Annotated in this window: 16 protein-coding genes; 6 read left to right on the top strand and 10 right to left on the bottom strand. The window is 38.1% G+C overall.

Features of this window, described 5'->3' with window-relative positions; all coding sequences use genetic code 11:
- The first annotated feature begins 24 nt into the window (after nucleotides 1-24).
- Nucleotides 25-285: a hypothetical protein gene (locus B4U37_RS08430; RefSeq protein WP_088017866.1), complete on the top strand. Its 261-nt coding sequence runs from the start codon at nucleotides 25-27 to the stop codon at nucleotides 283-285.
- 49 nt (nucleotides 286-334) lie between these two features.
- Here B4U37_RS08430 and mug read toward each other — a convergent pair whose 3' ends face one another.
- The 6 genes from mug to B4U37_RS08400 all read right to left on the bottom strand — a co-directional run bounded on the left by mug (nucleotide 335) and on the right by B4U37_RS08400 (nucleotide 4,436).
- A complete protein-coding gene (gene mug, locus B4U37_RS08425; protein WP_088017865.1) occupies nucleotides 335-862 on the bottom strand; it encodes a G/U mismatch-specific DNA glycosylase in 528 nt (175 codons plus the stop codon).
- 227 nt (nucleotides 863-1,089) lie between these two features.
- Complete coding sequence (locus B4U37_RS08420) at nucleotides 1,090-1,416, bottom strand: cyclic-phosphate processing receiver domain-containing protein (protein WP_187443772.1); 327 nt, start codon at nucleotides 1,414-1,416, stop codon at nucleotides 1,090-1,092.
- 146 nt (nucleotides 1,417-1,562) lie between these two features.
- Nucleotides 1,563-1,814, bottom strand: coding sequence for a hypothetical protein (locus B4U37_RS08415; RefSeq protein ID WP_088017863.1), 252 nt, complete (start codon nucleotides 1,812-1,814; stop codon nucleotides 1,563-1,565).
- Between the two features lie 515 nt (nucleotides 1,815-2,329).
- Nucleotides 2,330-3,070 (bottom strand): YwaF family protein, encoded by a 741-nt coding sequence (locus B4U37_RS08410; protein ID WP_088017862.1) that lies wholly within the window; start codon nucleotides 3,068-3,070, stop codon nucleotides 2,330-2,332.
- Between the two features lie 29 nt (nucleotides 3,071-3,099).
- Nucleotides 3,100-3,390, bottom strand: coding sequence for a hypothetical protein (locus B4U37_RS08405; RefSeq protein ID WP_010192487.1), 291 nt, complete (start codon nucleotides 3,388-3,390; stop codon nucleotides 3,100-3,102).
- A gap of 62 nt (nucleotides 3,391-3,452) precedes the next feature.
- The gene (locus B4U37_RS08400; RefSeq protein ID WP_245840090.1) at nucleotides 3,453-4,436 is read right to left on the bottom strand and encodes a S66 family peptidase; all 984 of its coding nucleotides are present in this window, start codon (nucleotides 4,434-4,436) and stop codon (nucleotides 3,453-3,455) included.
- A gap of 300 nt (nucleotides 4,437-4,736) precedes the next feature.
- Here B4U37_RS08400 and B4U37_RS08395 point away from each other — a divergent pair, with 300 nt between their 5' ends.
- On the top strand, nucleotides 4,737-5,525 hold the full coding sequence (locus tag B4U37_RS08395) for an alpha/beta fold hydrolase (protein ID WP_088017860.1): 789 nt from the start codon (nucleotides 4,737-4,739) through the stop codon (nucleotides 5,523-5,525).
- An 83-nt stretch (nucleotides 5,526-5,608) separates the two neighbouring features.
- Here B4U37_RS08395 and rsgA read toward each other — a convergent pair whose 3' ends face one another.
- A complete protein-coding gene (gene rsgA, locus B4U37_RS08390) occupies nucleotides 5,609-6,670 on the bottom strand; it encodes a ribosome small subunit-dependent GTPase A (protein WP_088017859.1) in 1,062 nt (353 codons plus the stop codon).
- 321 nt (nucleotides 6,671-6,991) lie between these two features.
- Nucleotides 6,992-8,188, bottom strand: a complete 1,197-nt coding sequence (locus tag B4U37_RS08385) for an MFS transporter (protein ID WP_088017858.1) — start codon at nucleotides 8,186-8,188, stop codon at nucleotides 6,992-6,994.
- A 205-nt stretch (nucleotides 8,189-8,393) separates the two neighbouring features.
- Between B4U37_RS08385 and B4U37_RS08380 the strand changes: the two genes are divergently transcribed.
- The 4 genes from B4U37_RS08380 (at nucleotide 8,394) to B4U37_RS08365 (ending at nucleotide 11,971) form a co-directional block, all read left to right on the top strand.
- Complete coding sequence (locus B4U37_RS08380; protein WP_198317095.1) at nucleotides 8,394-9,458, top strand: AbrB family transcriptional regulator; 1,065 nt, start codon at nucleotides 8,394-8,396, stop codon at nucleotides 9,456-9,458.
- 73 nt (nucleotides 9,459-9,531) lie between these two features.
- On the top strand, nucleotides 9,532-10,563 hold the full coding sequence (locus tag B4U37_RS08375; RefSeq protein ID WP_088017856.1) for an SDR family oxidoreductase: 1,032 nt from the start codon (nucleotides 9,532-9,534) through the stop codon (nucleotides 10,561-10,563).
- Between the two features lie 162 nt (nucleotides 10,564-10,725).
- Nucleotides 10,726-11,400 (top strand): LysM peptidoglycan-binding domain-containing protein, encoded by a 675-nt coding sequence (locus B4U37_RS08370; RefSeq protein ID WP_088017855.1) that lies wholly within the window; start codon nucleotides 10,726-10,728, stop codon nucleotides 11,398-11,400.
- Nucleotides 11,401-11,455: 55 nt separating this feature from the next.
- The gene (locus tag B4U37_RS08365) at nucleotides 11,456-11,971 is read left to right on the top strand and encodes an LURP-one-related family protein (RefSeq protein ID WP_088017854.1); all 516 of its coding nucleotides are present in this window, start codon (nucleotides 11,456-11,458) and stop codon (nucleotides 11,969-11,971) included.
- A gap of 61 nt (nucleotides 11,972-12,032) precedes the next feature.
- On the opposite strand, the gene abc-f is transcribed toward B4U37_RS08365, so the two are convergent.
- Nucleotides 12,033-13,757 (bottom strand): ribosomal protection-like ABC-F family protein, encoded by a 1,725-nt coding sequence (gene abc-f, locus B4U37_RS08360; protein ID WP_088017853.1) that lies wholly within the window; start codon nucleotides 13,755-13,757, stop codon nucleotides 12,033-12,035.
- Between the two features lie 366 nt (nucleotides 13,758-14,123).
- Nucleotides 14,124-14,573, bottom strand: coding sequence for an NUDIX hydrolase (locus tag B4U37_RS08355; protein ID WP_088017852.1), 450 nt, complete (start codon nucleotides 14,571-14,573; stop codon nucleotides 14,124-14,126).
- Between the last annotated feature and the right edge of the window lie 7 nt (nucleotides 14,574-14,580).

Raw genomic sequence — 14,580 nt, 5'->3', positions numbered from 1 at the left:
CTTCTTATAAAAGGAGTGAAAAAGATGGAGAAGGTACTAAATGAAATACTGGTTGAATTAAAAGAAATAAAAGCAGCTCAATTAGCCCTTTTGCAAGAACAAGAAGTGCTAAAGCATAATAGTTCTGTTTTAAAAAAAGATGTTACCAATTTGAAGGATGGGCAGCAAGAGAAAAATACATTAATTAAACACACACTCACTCTCCAAATTGAAAATATGTTAGAAATAAGGAATGCGTTAAGGTCAATAGAACAAGAACAAAAGACGTCTGTTATTCCAAAGTAATTCTTCCGAATACAAAAAACACTTCGCTCGGTGATGGAGGAAGTGTTTTTTAATTTGCTTTTTGGGCTACAATACTATTCTTTAATAAATTTAGGTTCCGGTATATGTTTACGATCTCCTCTTTTTTCATTCTGACAAGTCCACTAGACGATGGAGCTACAAAATCTACGGTCCCTTCTACTAGGTTCTTATCCTGTTTTCCCCACTCAACTTGACGGATTCCGCTATATTCCTGATACACTCCTTTACCAACAAAACATACGATTTTTGGTTGAAAGAATTCTATTTTCTCTTTCAACTCTTCTCTACCTTTTTGGTATTCCTCTTTGGTTATATCTGCCGCTCCAATGGTAGGCCTTGATACAATGTTGGTCAAACCATATTGAAGTTCCACTAACTTAAAATCCTCTGTTGGTGCATATTTTCTGGGAGTGATGCCTGATTCAAAAAGAATGCTCCAAAACCTGTTGGTTGGGTTTGCATAATGGTGGCCAGTTTCACCAGAGCGGATACTTGGATTATAGCCGACAAAAAGAATATGTAAATCATGGTCGATATGGTCATATATCGCCTCCATACTCCTCACCTCTTTTTTCTTTTTATTCTATCAACAATAACGAAAAAGACCAAACGGAAGCTTTCCGCCTAGTCTATTCCTTAATCTATTAAAAAGCAGATAATGTTACTGTTTGCTTTTGATTATCCGTTTTATTACTCTAGTTGAGAGATCCGATTTATGTGAAGAAGTACGAACCCTTTTGCGGTTTGATGAGAATGAGTGTACCGTAGGTGTAGGGGCGACGCCTAAAAAAGCGGAAGAGGTCTTAATAATACTTTTATGTTTGGCGGCATTTTCATATCTTCTTGCGCTTGCTTGAGATATCGATACATTGCTTTACTGCCAACCGAGTTTGCAGAATGAATAGTAATTCTATCCGCATACAGCTCGTTCTCCACCATTTTATGAACGAGAAGCAGACCATTTCGATGTCTGTTCAACAAGTCATGGTCCAAAGAGAGATGCCCAATTGCATGGCTCTCTAACAAGGTGAGGCACTGGTCAATGTCTTCTACGAGTATATACCCATTAGGACATGTGCGACTATCATCTAGAAATACATTAATCTTCAAGATGACACCTCCAAATATTCGACTTAGCTACAGTGTAACATACATTCGTTACTAATTTTTTCCTAGATGCTTACAAGCTTACCCCTAAACTCTTTCATAGCAGGCCTCACAGAGGAAAGATAGGAATAATGTACCATTTTTAACTTTTAAGGTTTTTTAAATTCAGGAAAGTCAAATACCCACTTCATCCAAAAGGATTGAAGTCTATTTTGCAGGCGATCATATTCATTATATTCCTTTGCATACTGTTGCTTAAATGCATACGGAATCTCCCCTTTTGCATCTTTTTCAAGATATTGCTCTTCCAACACTTCAAGTTTCTCTATTTTAAATTGTATGCTGTTATAGGTTAAAGCTGAAAACATTCCATAAAATAAACCCAAGATTACGGCGTACATTAATAAAAATCTCTTTATACTTCCCATCTGTATCTTCCCTTCGTTTTTCTACATACTATGACGAAATACGGGAATATGACAGGACTATTACAAATAATAAATTACAATTAACCATCCTGTAACATTATAGTTTGCAACTTGAAGGAGTTGTGGATAGAATTGTGGTAAAAGTGCTTTTGTTGGAGGGTATTGCTTAGGTGGGAATTTTAATTGATATAATAATTGTTGTTGCATTTTCTCTTATCTTTTTTGGTGTATATAAATATGTGATGAAAACGATTAGGAAATATTAAAAGAACCGCTCCCTAGATTGATTAGGGGCGGTTTTTGTTTGGTGTGTGAAACAATAAGGATTAAATAGCTGAATTTTGGAAAATGAAGGATACCATTAACCATTAATACTTTCCTATCAAGTGAAAATGTCTATTTGTAACGTTCTATTCGACCGAACTACCTCAACATGCACGTTAATTGTCTAATAAAAGTAGTCCTGCATATGTTCAACAATATATCTATTACAAAACACCAGATTTTTCATGCTTATATGCTTTCAATTTTTCTTTAATAAAGAACGGAGCATATAACAATAAAAAGATAGCTAATACGACTAATTCAAGCCAGAGAATATACCAAGGATACGGACCCAAAAAGTCTATGAGGCTTGCATTTGTAGGCTTTTCAGCCAGGAACATGTAGTTGCCACCCGTCAAAAGGTTTACCAAAAACACCACTAACGCAATAACATTCAAAGCAGCAAAAGCTTTCCAAACGGACTTGAACTTCACTTGGAATTTTTCAACCCATAGCATATAAAATACAGCTAGAATGATAGATATATGTGCTATAAAAAAATGTAAGAATCGAAAATGAGGAAAGTCATAAAACAACTCTGGAGTAAGCAAAGCCTGTAGCGCCCCGCCGACACCGAGAAAATATACCACTTCAAATACCCATTTCTGCCTCATCAGAAGCATCCATACACAAAGGTATAAACATATAGAACATAACTGGAAGGGTAATGTGTATCGGATATCCCACATGTTAGTGGAAAAATACCAATAGTTCAGCCATATCTCAGAGCCAGCCAGGCCCAAGATGATCAACCACCTGCCTACCCGCTTCATCCATGGTTTATTTCTAAATAAAAACAGATAAAAAAGGAGTGCTAAAGTTACGCATAAACTGATTATGTGGGAAGCTGAAAAAAGGAGTGATCCATCCATATAAGCTTCCGGATCGGTATAAGTACTAAACATCTGCACAGGCCCTCCTTTATAGTCTACGCTTATGAAATTTGCTTCTTGATCCAGCCCTTTACTTGTTCAGGAGAATAATAGTATCTTCCGCTAATATCAAGTTTAGGGATTTCTGGGTATTGGTAAAGGAGCGCCCTTGTTTCTTCTTTCGTTAAACCAATATGTGAATGCAAATCCTGCTCTTTCACTAAAAGATTTTCTTCCTCATCAAATATTTTATCTATCGGATTTCTGCTGTTGGATTGTGGTGAAAATCCTTTGATTGCCTCAAATAAAAAATATGCACAGGCAATAATGGTAACCGCTAACCATAAGTCCAAAAATATCATCTCCTTTTTATGTAGATGTTTTGTTTACGTATGTTCCTAGTAAAGTGTTTCATTTATATCGTATGCAATGTAATTTTCACGTCGTTTTTCTTCACTTGTAGTTTTACATTCCCTCCTATCGGAAAAGTGAACATCGGACTGGTGTGGCCGAAATCTGCATTTGCAACAACTGGAATATGTGAAAGCTCCTTTTTTGTTTGAACGATTGTTTTAATCAATTCATTTGTAACATTGGACACTTTCTCAAAACGACCTATCACAATTCCTTTTACATCAGTAAAGCCTGTTTGGTGGATGAGGGATTGCAAGTCACGGTCAAACGTTTTCGGGCACGTTAATTTATCATCCTCAAGAAAGAGTACAGAACCTTTAAGGTTTGGCATAAATTCGGTTCCTTGAAGAAGATTCAACGTACATAGATTTCCGCCAATTATTGTGCCTTCGCATTCTCCTTCATTAATAACAAGATATCCTTCATTAGGGTAGAACTTTCTATTCTCCTGGTCCATATACCACGCATCATTACTCCATTCAGAAGACTTTTCTACTTCAAAAGAAGAACCAGCATCTTCAAGTAACATCTTCTTAAAGTGTTCAAGAGAATATTCAAAGCCGTTCATCATGCCAAATGAAGAAAAGTGAACTCCGGAGTATGTGACTAGTCCTGCTTTAGCATAAATGGCATTGCCCAACGCGGTAATATCAGAGTACCCACAAAAGATTTTTGGATTATCTCTAATCAAGTCAAAATCAATATAGGATAATAGTTGATTTGCCTGGTACCCTCCGATTGAAGTTAATATGGCTTTTACATTATTATCTTTAAACGCGTCGTGAAGATCCTCAATTCGAGATTCAATGGATGATGTCATCAAACTGTTACATTCATTGATATGCTTACCGAACGTCACTTTTAGTCCCAATTGTTCTAGTCTATGTGTCGACAACTCGATATTTTCCTTTGAAAGAATAGAATGAGAAGTGGACGGTGCAATAACCCTAATTTCATCTCCAATTTTTAGTTTTGCTGGTACTATCATTATCCCAACCTCCATCAAAAACCAATTTACCTACTATTCTACCAAACAAACCCACAAAACTTCTATAACTTTCCAGAAAACCAACACAAAAACAAAAACTTTACTAGAATAAGAATATTTATGCAAAAAATGAATAAAAGGGGTCAGACCCCTTTTTTCATTCTTCACAAAATAGTAAGAATTTGCAGGTTGAGAATCTTGGTGTGGTATGTGTATACTTGGTATTACAAGTTTTTTTATTTGGTTTTTTGGGTATTGATTGTTGATTTGAAATATGCAAAATAAGTGAGGACTATTATGTATTATAAAACGCTTACTCATTCTTCATCGAAAGAGTGGATTGTGCTGTTTCATGGGTTTGGGGGTAATTCTTCCATTTTTTATAAGCAGCTGAAAGCTTTCCGCACTGAATATAATATTCTTTTATTAGATCTGCCTGGTCACGGAAAGTCTCCATATCCAAGTGGCGTAGATCTTTTTGAGTATTCCTCTGAACAGACAATCGGGATTATGCACAAATTAAAAATTGAATCCGCTCACTTTGTTGGTATTTCACTTGGAACCATTATCATGCAGGAAATTGCGCTCCGTAAGCCTTCTATCATTAAATCGATGGTACTTGGCGGCGCAACTCCAAAACTGAAAAAATGGGGTGAGTTTCTTTGCCGACTGTCCGTATTCTACCCTCTGAGAAAAATACTACCCCACATGGTACCTTATCGTATCTTTGCACGGGTACTGCTACCTAAGAAGAATCACTCAGATTCAAGAAAAGCTTTCATTAAAGAGGCCTATAAACTTTCCAAAGAAACCTATTTAGGATGGGTCCTCTCTGGTCTGAACGGTTATACCACTTACGATCGGTTGAAATCAATAAAGAACAAAATTCCGAAGCTATATATTTCCGGTTCTGAAGATCATATGTTTTTAAGCAATACGAAGGAATATGTCAAACAGGAAGAAAACTCCACATTAGAAGTCATTGAGAAATGTGGCCATGTATGTAACATTGAGGAAAGTGATAAATTTAATGATCTTGCCGTTTCTTTTATGAAACGTGTCGATAAGATTAGAATTACTGCTTAAAAAGCTGGAGGGTGACTACTCTCTGGTTTTTTTGTATGTAAAAAAACCACAAGGCACCAATCTCGCACCTTGTGGCTTCCTCCCTATTTCTTTTTCCCACCGCGTACTCCAGAGGTAATTTTCTTCCACTTCTCTTTTTCTGCAAGTTGAGCACGTTTATCATTTTTTCTTTCCAAGAATGCAAGTTCACGCTGCAACTTTACATAGCTCTGGTATCTACCAGCATCCAAAGTACCTTCGTTAATAGCACCTTGAACCGCACACTTTGGCTCATTACCATGCTTACAATCCCTGAAATAGCACTGCTCTGCCAGTTCTTCGATATCTTGGAAACTATGACTGATCGCGCCATCTGCTTCCCATAATTGAAGCTCCCTCATACCAGGAGTATCCAGAACAAGGCCACCCGTGGGCAACATATATAACTCTCGATATGTTGTCGTATGTTTTCCTTTATCATCATCACTACGAACTTTTTGAATAAGTTGCTTCTCTTCCCCAAGAAGATAATTCGTCAATGTGGACTTCCCTGCTCCTGATGAACCAAGTAAGGCAACTGTTTTCCCCACAGTAAAATATGATGCCAGTTCCTCTAATCCCGTTTCGTCCTTCACACTTACCGCATGAATCGGAACACCAAAGGCAACAGCTTCCATCTCGGCAATTTTCTCGGGAATATCTTCACACAAATCTGACTTTGTTAAGACCACCACAGGATTGGAGCCACTTTCCCATGCCATCACTAGATATCTTTCCAATCGTCTTGGATTAAAATCATAGTTTAAGGATTGCACTAGAAAAACAGTATCCACATTAGCTGCTACAATCTGTTCTTCCGTCGTTAATCCAGCTGCTTTTCTTGAGAATTTACTAAACCTTGGTAACAAAGCATGGATCGTTGCTTTGCCTTCCTCTTGACGTTCACTTAATACAACCCAATCTCCAACAGCAGGGTAATCCTCTCGAGTTACCGCTTCAAACCGGTATTTTCCCGCCACTTCCGCCAGGCACTCACCGTGGTCCGTTTCCACTCTGTACAATCTTTTATGCTCGAGCATCACTCTGCCCACTGTGTATCCTTGCACTTCATATTCAGTAAAAGCACTATTTAAAAATTCATTCCAACCTAATTGATTTCTTTTCAATGTGTTTTCCTCCTAATGGAAAGTAGATAATTTTTTTGGCAAAACAAAAAGACCGCTCGCACGGTCTTTTGCAAAAACATTTATTAACCATGGGACGTTTCGTCACAGCCCCATGGAAATCTACTATCTCATCAGAAAAAGAACAGATTAGTTTAACGATTTCTATGCAAGGGCTGTGCTTCTTTATTTAATTGAATAACATTTAAAACAATTAACTTTTTCATAAAACATCCCTCGCTTCCATTCGTTTTTATTACAATATTTATAATATGGTATTTTTATCTAAAAGTAAATAGGCAGTCTGAATTTTCTTAATTGAAATTAATTTGCTTCCACTTGAGCTAATCTTTTCTTTTGTTTTGATTGCCATGTAAAAGATACAAGTATTGTTACACTTAAAACTAATAGTCCGAGTACAAATGGGTAAATGATATTTACATCATATAATAACCCTGCAAGTGTGGGCCCTAATACATTTCCAATACTCATGTACGCGTTATTCATCCCCATCGCAAATCCCTGCTCATTTCCCGCCAATTTCGAAATCAAGGTATTGATGACAGGTCTCAAAATAGAAGTTGCCAAGAAAATAATCAAGGTTATCCCAAAGAATACACCGTAGCTTGAAGCAAATAACGATACCAAGAAACCGATTGCTGCTACGCATAAGAAGATATTTAATACATTGCCTTCTCCTATCGCACGTACAATTCGATCTACTACAAAGAGTTGCACTATTACACTGATTATACCCGTAGCTGTAATCATTACCGCAATTTCCTGCGGTGTTGCGCCAAACTGATTATCTATGAATAACCCAAGAACAGACTCATATGCCATCAATCCAAAACTCATCACAAGCGTTATAATTAGCGGTATAAAATACGGTTTGTTAACAGAAAGTGCCAGCTTTTTGATCATTGGCTCTGGATTTTCCTCCTGTGCCATAACCGTCTCTTTCTCTCTGCTTTCTTCTAACACAAGAATGGAGAAAACAGTTGCCACTAGTGAAATCAAAGCAGATACCAACAATGGAGTTTTTAATCCGAAGTCAGCTAAGAACCCGCCAATTCCAGGTCCTATAACGATACCAAGCGACATAGCAGCGGAAATGTAACTGTTCCCTTTTGCACGCTGATCCATTGTAGTGATATCCGCTACATAAGCAAAAAGGGCAGGTATTAACAGCGCTGCTCCTATTCCACCAATAACACGTGAAAAATAAAGCATCCATACAGAATCAAATCCATAAAAAACAAACATGGATAAGGTCAACCCTGCCAAACCTAAAATAATCATAATTCTGCGTCCGTATTGATCGGCCCATTTTCCAGCCAATGGCGACATGACAAACTGCGCACCAGCAAAAATGGCAATCATTAACCCAGCAGCCAATCCGCCTTCCCCAATCGAAGCCAAGTATGCTGGAAGAATAGGGATGATTATCCCGAAACTCCCTACTGCAATAAACATATTTATCATTAAAATAATCATTTTCTTACGTTGTTCAGGTGCCATTTTGTCACTTCTTTCTTTTATTTATTTCGTGCCTCTTAATAAATCAACCTTAGTATTTTATGACTTTTGAAGGCCGGTGTCAATGGAAGAAGTTTTCCCGGATTCACCAAAAATTATGGATCGGGCGATTGAAGGATTTCCACTTCATCATCAGACACCTAAAATATGTTACAATTGCTTTATTCAAATAAAGGGGTCTTTAGCTATGCGAAATATACCTATATTAAGATTAATAGAAGCATACATAATAGGCGGACTTGGGGGATATCTATTTTACCTTGCTAACCTGCCTCTGCCTTGGGTTCTCGGAGCACTATCTTCCATTATGCTTTATCAAGGTTTTTCTAAGCGGAAGGTGTACTGTCCGGATCCTTTAAAACAGAGTGGATTTCTGGTTCTCGGATTATTTTTCGGCCTTTATTTTACAAAAGACACCTTAATGACAGTCGCACCTTACATACTTCCTTATGTGCTATCCACCATTGCTTTGGTTGCTGTGAGTATAATGAACAGCATTCTAGTTACAAGATGGATATCTGTAGATAAAATTACGAGTGTATTCGGTGCGATTCCTGGAGGGCTTTCCGAAATGGTGGTTGCAAGTGAATCATTGAATGCGAAAAGTTCCTTGGTCGTCATTTTCCAGACAGTACGGTTGCTGACAGTATTGTTCATGGTTCCTTTTATTGTCGTCCATGCTTTTTCATCTAACGGGATTGGGCAAGATGTTTCGGCAGTAATGGGGCGTACGTATGAATTTGGGGGATGGCACTATCTTTGGTTCCTTCCAGCAATAATTGGCGGGGTACTTTTAAAAAATAAAATTCCAGCAGGCATTGTCATTATTCCACTTGCCTTGACTGCTCTATTTAACACAACCCTGATTGAAATGGCCACTCTTCCACCTTTATTATTGATACTCGCTCAGATAACTGTAGGAATAGGGATGGGAAAAGGAATTGCCTTTGCAGATTTGAAGCTTGGCGGCAAATATTGCGTTGTTTATTTTGGTTTAACGGTAACGTTGATCATGGTCTCTTTTGCACTTGGAACGCTTCTCGCAACGATAACCAGCTTGGATTTGCCAACTGCCATTTTGAGTGTCGCACCCGGCGGACTGATTGAAATGGTGTTGACGGCAACCTCTGTAGGAGGAGATCCTGCTGTGGTCAGCTCTTTGCAATTAATAAGGCTCCTATTCATTATTATTGTTGTCCCGCCTCTTCTTAAGTGGTATTTCAGGAGAATTCCTAAAGAAAAGATTGCGTAAAAGTGCAGAAAAAAGGATTTTTTGTCTGTTATAGAGAATTAGCTAACTATAACCTATTTTGGGAGGCCTACATATGAAAATTTTAGTGATTGGCGGTACGCGGTTTTTAGGTAGATTTATCGTAGAAGAAGCGTTAAAACAAGGTCATGAAGTGACGATGTTCAATCGCGGTAATCATGTAGATTTGTTTCCGCAGGTTGAATGTATTGTAGGAGATCGCAACAAAGACCTTTCTCTACTTGAAACTGGGAAATGGGATGTTGCGATTGACACTTGCGGTTTTACCCCAAAAGCTTTAAATGATTCCACAAGGGTGCTTGCGGATAAAGTCGACCATTATACCTTCGTTTCGAGCATTTCGGTTTACAAAGATTGGATACCATCTAACATTAAAGAGGACTATCCCGTTCAATCCCTGACAGAAAAACAAATAGAAGAGATCGGTTACGGAACACAAGAGGAAATCAATGCCCATTATGGTGCTTTGAAAGCAGAGAGTGAACGCGCCGCAGAGGAGAATATGCCCAATAAGGTTTTGCATGTCCGTTCTGGACTGCTGGTTGGTCCACATGACTATTCTGATCGTTTCTCCTATTGGGTTAACCGCGTAGCTGAAGGTGGCGAAGTGTTGGCACCAGGCAGAAAGGAAAGAGAAATCCAATATATTGATGCTAGAGACATGGCACTGTGGATCCTTAAAATGGCAGATGAAAAAATAACCGGTACTTTTAACGTAACTGGACCGACAACACCTGTGAGCATGGAGGATTTCCTTACCGTATGCAAAAACGTAAGTGGATCTGATGCTGAATTTGTCTGGGCAGATGAAAGCTTCTTATTGGAACAACAAGTTGCACCGTGGACAGAAATGCCACTTTGGATACCAGAAGAGCATCCCCTAGTAGAAGGCAGTGAACCGTGGTGTGGCGCAAGCTCCATAAGTATTGAAAAAGCATTGCAACACAGATTGGAAGTACGTTCCGTAGAAGAAACAGTAAAAGATGTCCGAGATTGGATGACATCAAAAAAAGACGAAGAACGAAAAGCTGGAATTCATAAAGAAAAAGAACAAAATGTGTTGAATGCTTGGAAAACAAGAACTTAACCCATGCATTATTAAGCCTGCGATGTTGTCATCGCAGGCTTCTTCATGTTTTTTACCCATCTCTTAAAAATGGGCTTAACTATTTTTCATGTACAAGCGACAAAATTCAACCAACTACGTCAAAGTAAGTGTAATCAAAAATTTTAAATTGGAGTGTTCAACATGAAAAAACATCAAAAAGCCATTCTTGCATTAGCCATTACCCTTGGTCTATCGGGTGCACTTGGGTTCTCATCTTATGAACCTGCTTTTGCTTCAAGTACTGATGAAGTAATCACCATTCAAAAAGGGGATACACTGTACAGTCTATCAAAGAAATACGATGTCACAATCGATGAACTCAAAAAGATGAATGAGCTCACAAGTTCCAAGATTATTGCTGGAGAGAAACTCATTATAAAAGAAGCAACAGATATTGTGGTGAAAAAGGGGGACACCCTCTACTCCCTTGCAAAAACTCATGCAACTACCGTAAAGAAGTTAAAAGAGTGGAACCTGTTAAACAATAATAATATTTATACCGGCCAAAAACTTTTAGTGAAAGCTCCTGTCATCACGGAAGTTAAAAAAGGGGATACTCTTTACTCTTTAGCCAAAAAGTCCAACAATTCGGTAGAACAATTGAAGGCCTGGAACAACCTAACTTCTGACACCATAAAGATCGGCCAACAACTCTACCTTTCCCCTTCTCCTGAAAGCTTCACCATCACAGTCAAAAAAGGGGACACCTTGTATTCGTTATCTAAAAAATACGGAACAACCGTTGCTGCCTTAAAGGAACTCAATGAGCTTTCCTCCAACACCATTTATTCTGGACAGAAATTGAGACTAAACTGAAACTTTCGGAATTCTTATTCGTATAAATAGATATAAAATAAAGGAGGAACAGCGAATGGAAAAGACAGTCTATTTTTCAGATAACTTCTTCTCTTCTGGAGAAACGGAGATATTTAATGAAGATCAAAAAATTATTGGAAAGTTAGATTTAAGGAGTGCTTTTTCTGCTGCTGTAGATATCAAAGCTCCTGACGGGAAAATTATTTTAAGCGGAAGTTTCGGTTTTTTCTCGAACAAGTGGTATATAAAGGATCATGAAGAAAAAGAGTTAGGAGAACTTCGCGAACGTTTCGCATTCTTCAAATCCATTTATGAATACAAAGCCCACGGTCGTGGAATTTATCGCTTGGAGTGCCCTGCATTTTCAAGGGAATATACACTTTTTGATGAAAACGATGAGTTGGCTGCAGAATTCAAAAGAACAGATAGCTTCTTTGAAGCAGCGGCATTTGAATTATCCGACTACACAACGGCCTTAGAGACAGAAGAATTAGTAGCAGTTGTAATGGGAATGAACGCCATTCAGAAAAGAAGAAGTTCACAAAACAGCGCTGCGCCTCCAGCTACATGATGATAAATGAAAAAGGCTGACATTAGGCTATTATTGTACCTAGTGTCAGCCTCTTCACTTATTATGCCAATTCTTTTTTTAATTGCATTAACTTGAGTAACTCATTATCAATATCAGAATATTCTTGGCTATCCCTTTTTAACATGCTGATTTTACCCAATAATTCGGTAATCCTGGCCTCCAAAATCGCAAGCTTTTCTCTGGTTTCTTTTTCAGAAGATGACACCTGCACCCCTTTACTCTCTTCATACTCTTTTATACCTGTTTCCACCCGTTTGATTCTATTATTTTCAATCACTAGCAGTTTGTCACATAGCTTCTCAATAAAATAGCGGTCATGAGAGATTATAATGAGCGTGCCATTGAACGTACACAAAGTAGCCTCCATCTGTTCTCTGCTTGGTAAGTCCAGATGATTGGTCGGTTCGTCCAGGATTAAGACATCATATTCCTGCATAATCATATGAACCAACTTGACCCTGGTCTTTTCACCAAGGCTCAAGGTATTAAGTGGCTTGGTAAGCTTTTCTTCCTGCATTCCCATATTTGCAAATATGGTGCGTGCCTTGGAAATTCGTTCCCACCCAACCAGGTCTAAATATTCCAATGCAGTTTTATTGGATGGCAAATCACTGACTTCCTGACTCAAATAGGCAATTTTCAATGAAGAACTTTTCCATAAGGAACCTCTTGTAATAGCTTCCTGATCCAACAGCATTTTGATAAAAGTGGTTTTCCCTGCCCCATTTTCACCAACTAACCCAATTCTCTCTCCATGCTTCACATAAAAATGACTTTTTTCAAATAGGAGTCGAGCATCAAATTGCTTGGTTAGCCCTTTCGCCTCCAGAATTCTTTTGCCTCTTTTACCATCCGTTTCAAATTCAAATTTGACCTGTACTTCTTCCTTCGGCTTTTCCACTTTATGTTTGAACAGTTCAATCTCCAGCCTTTTTGTCTTTGATTTAATTTGATTATCTTTTTTCTTCGCTTTTACACGTTCAAATTCTTTTAACCCCATCTGCTTCCGTTCTCCAGGGTTATCCCTTTTCCCCGCTTCTCTATGTGCCTTTTCCGACCACTGTTTCAAATTGGCAACTTGATCTTCAATCATTTTTATTTTTCGTTGTTGCTTCCCATAGTCACGAGTTTGCTGGTCGAGACGACGCTTTTTCTCTTGGCGATAGGCTGTGTAATTCCCTTCATACTCCAATAGCCTACAGTCTTCTATTTCGTAAATTTTAGAAACTGTCATATCTAAGAAGTATCTGTCATGAGAGATGATGATTGCTGCACCAGCAAACTTATTTAGTTCTGATACTAACCAGTTTACACCTTTCATATCCATATGGTTTGTCGGCTCATCCAGACAAAGAAGCTGCGGTGTTTGCGTCCATATTTTTGCCAAAGCTAGTTTAAGTTTCTCCCCACCGCTCAACGTGTCCGAGGATGCTCCCTCTTTTGTAATGGATTTAACCAAACCCAACTCACTTGTTGTACGTAAGAGATCTTTTGCCTCCTCTATCATTTCTTGATCTGTATGGATGGTATAATCGGTGCTTTGCGGCAAGTATCCAATCTTTAATGAATCTTGAAATTTAGTAATACTTCCAGAATCCGGTTGGATCGAACCCATCAATAACTTCATCAACGTGGTCTTCCCCGCACCATTCCAACCAACCAAACCTATCTTTTCACCATTTCTTATCTCAAAAGAGATATCCTTCAAAATATCCCTTTCCCCAAAACTTTTATTCAATTGTTTCACTTGTAGTATCACTGTCATACATATGCACCTCATTATTGTTTTTTTTTATAAATGAGCAGCCATTGTATCAATCATCTCAAAAAACCTCCCCAGAATCCTGGAGAGGTTTAAAAGAAAAGTCGATTGCATATGCAAACAACGCCTATTCTACAAGTAAGTATCACAAAATAACACTAATCCATTATGGATAGCGAAGAAACTATACATCGATACTTATGGCAGGTAAAAATGGGCAGACTAATCCAATTCTCCAAGTTTCTCATTTTAATAATCACATGAGTTCACTCCTAAGAAATAGATTAATTCCACATCGCACCTTGTACCTTCCTTTTCTCGTATAGTCTTACACTATTAGTATATTTTCCCTTTTATTTATTGTCAATCCTAATTCAAACAATGGTTTTTGAAAAATTCCCTGGTTTGGTAGTGAGCTAGCTTTTTTAGCACCTCTTCTTTTTTGAAAAAACCAATCTCACTAATCTCGTCATCTTGTGGCAGAAAGCCTTTGTTCTCACCTGTATACTCAACAAGAAACATGGTTATTTCTTGGAAATGATATCCTATCCTGTCCGCTACTTCTTGAGAAAATTCAAAGCTTATTTTTTCTTCAAATTCTTTTATAACAGAAAAAGTTCCCTTTCCTGTTTCTTCCTTTAGTTCTCTTAGGACAGCCTCACAAAGAGAGGAATCCGTTTTCTCTACCCCGCCCTTGATAAAATCCCATTCACCCTGGATTTCTTTTTTGCCTTCTGTCGTATTTATTTTTGTTTTTAGTATTAGTATGTATTCATTGCCTATTGTTACAATCGCTCCTACCGCTTGTCTTATCTTCATAAGCGTC

The sequence above is a fragment of the Sutcliffiella horikoshii genome (assembly GCF_002157855.1).
Taxonomy (GTDB): domain Bacteria; phylum Bacillota; class Bacilli; order Bacillales; family Bacillaceae_I; genus Sutcliffiella_A; species Sutcliffiella_A horikoshii_C.
The sequence above is the reverse complement of the archived record's forward strand: the minus strand, read 5'-3'. Positions and strand labels throughout refer to the sequence as shown.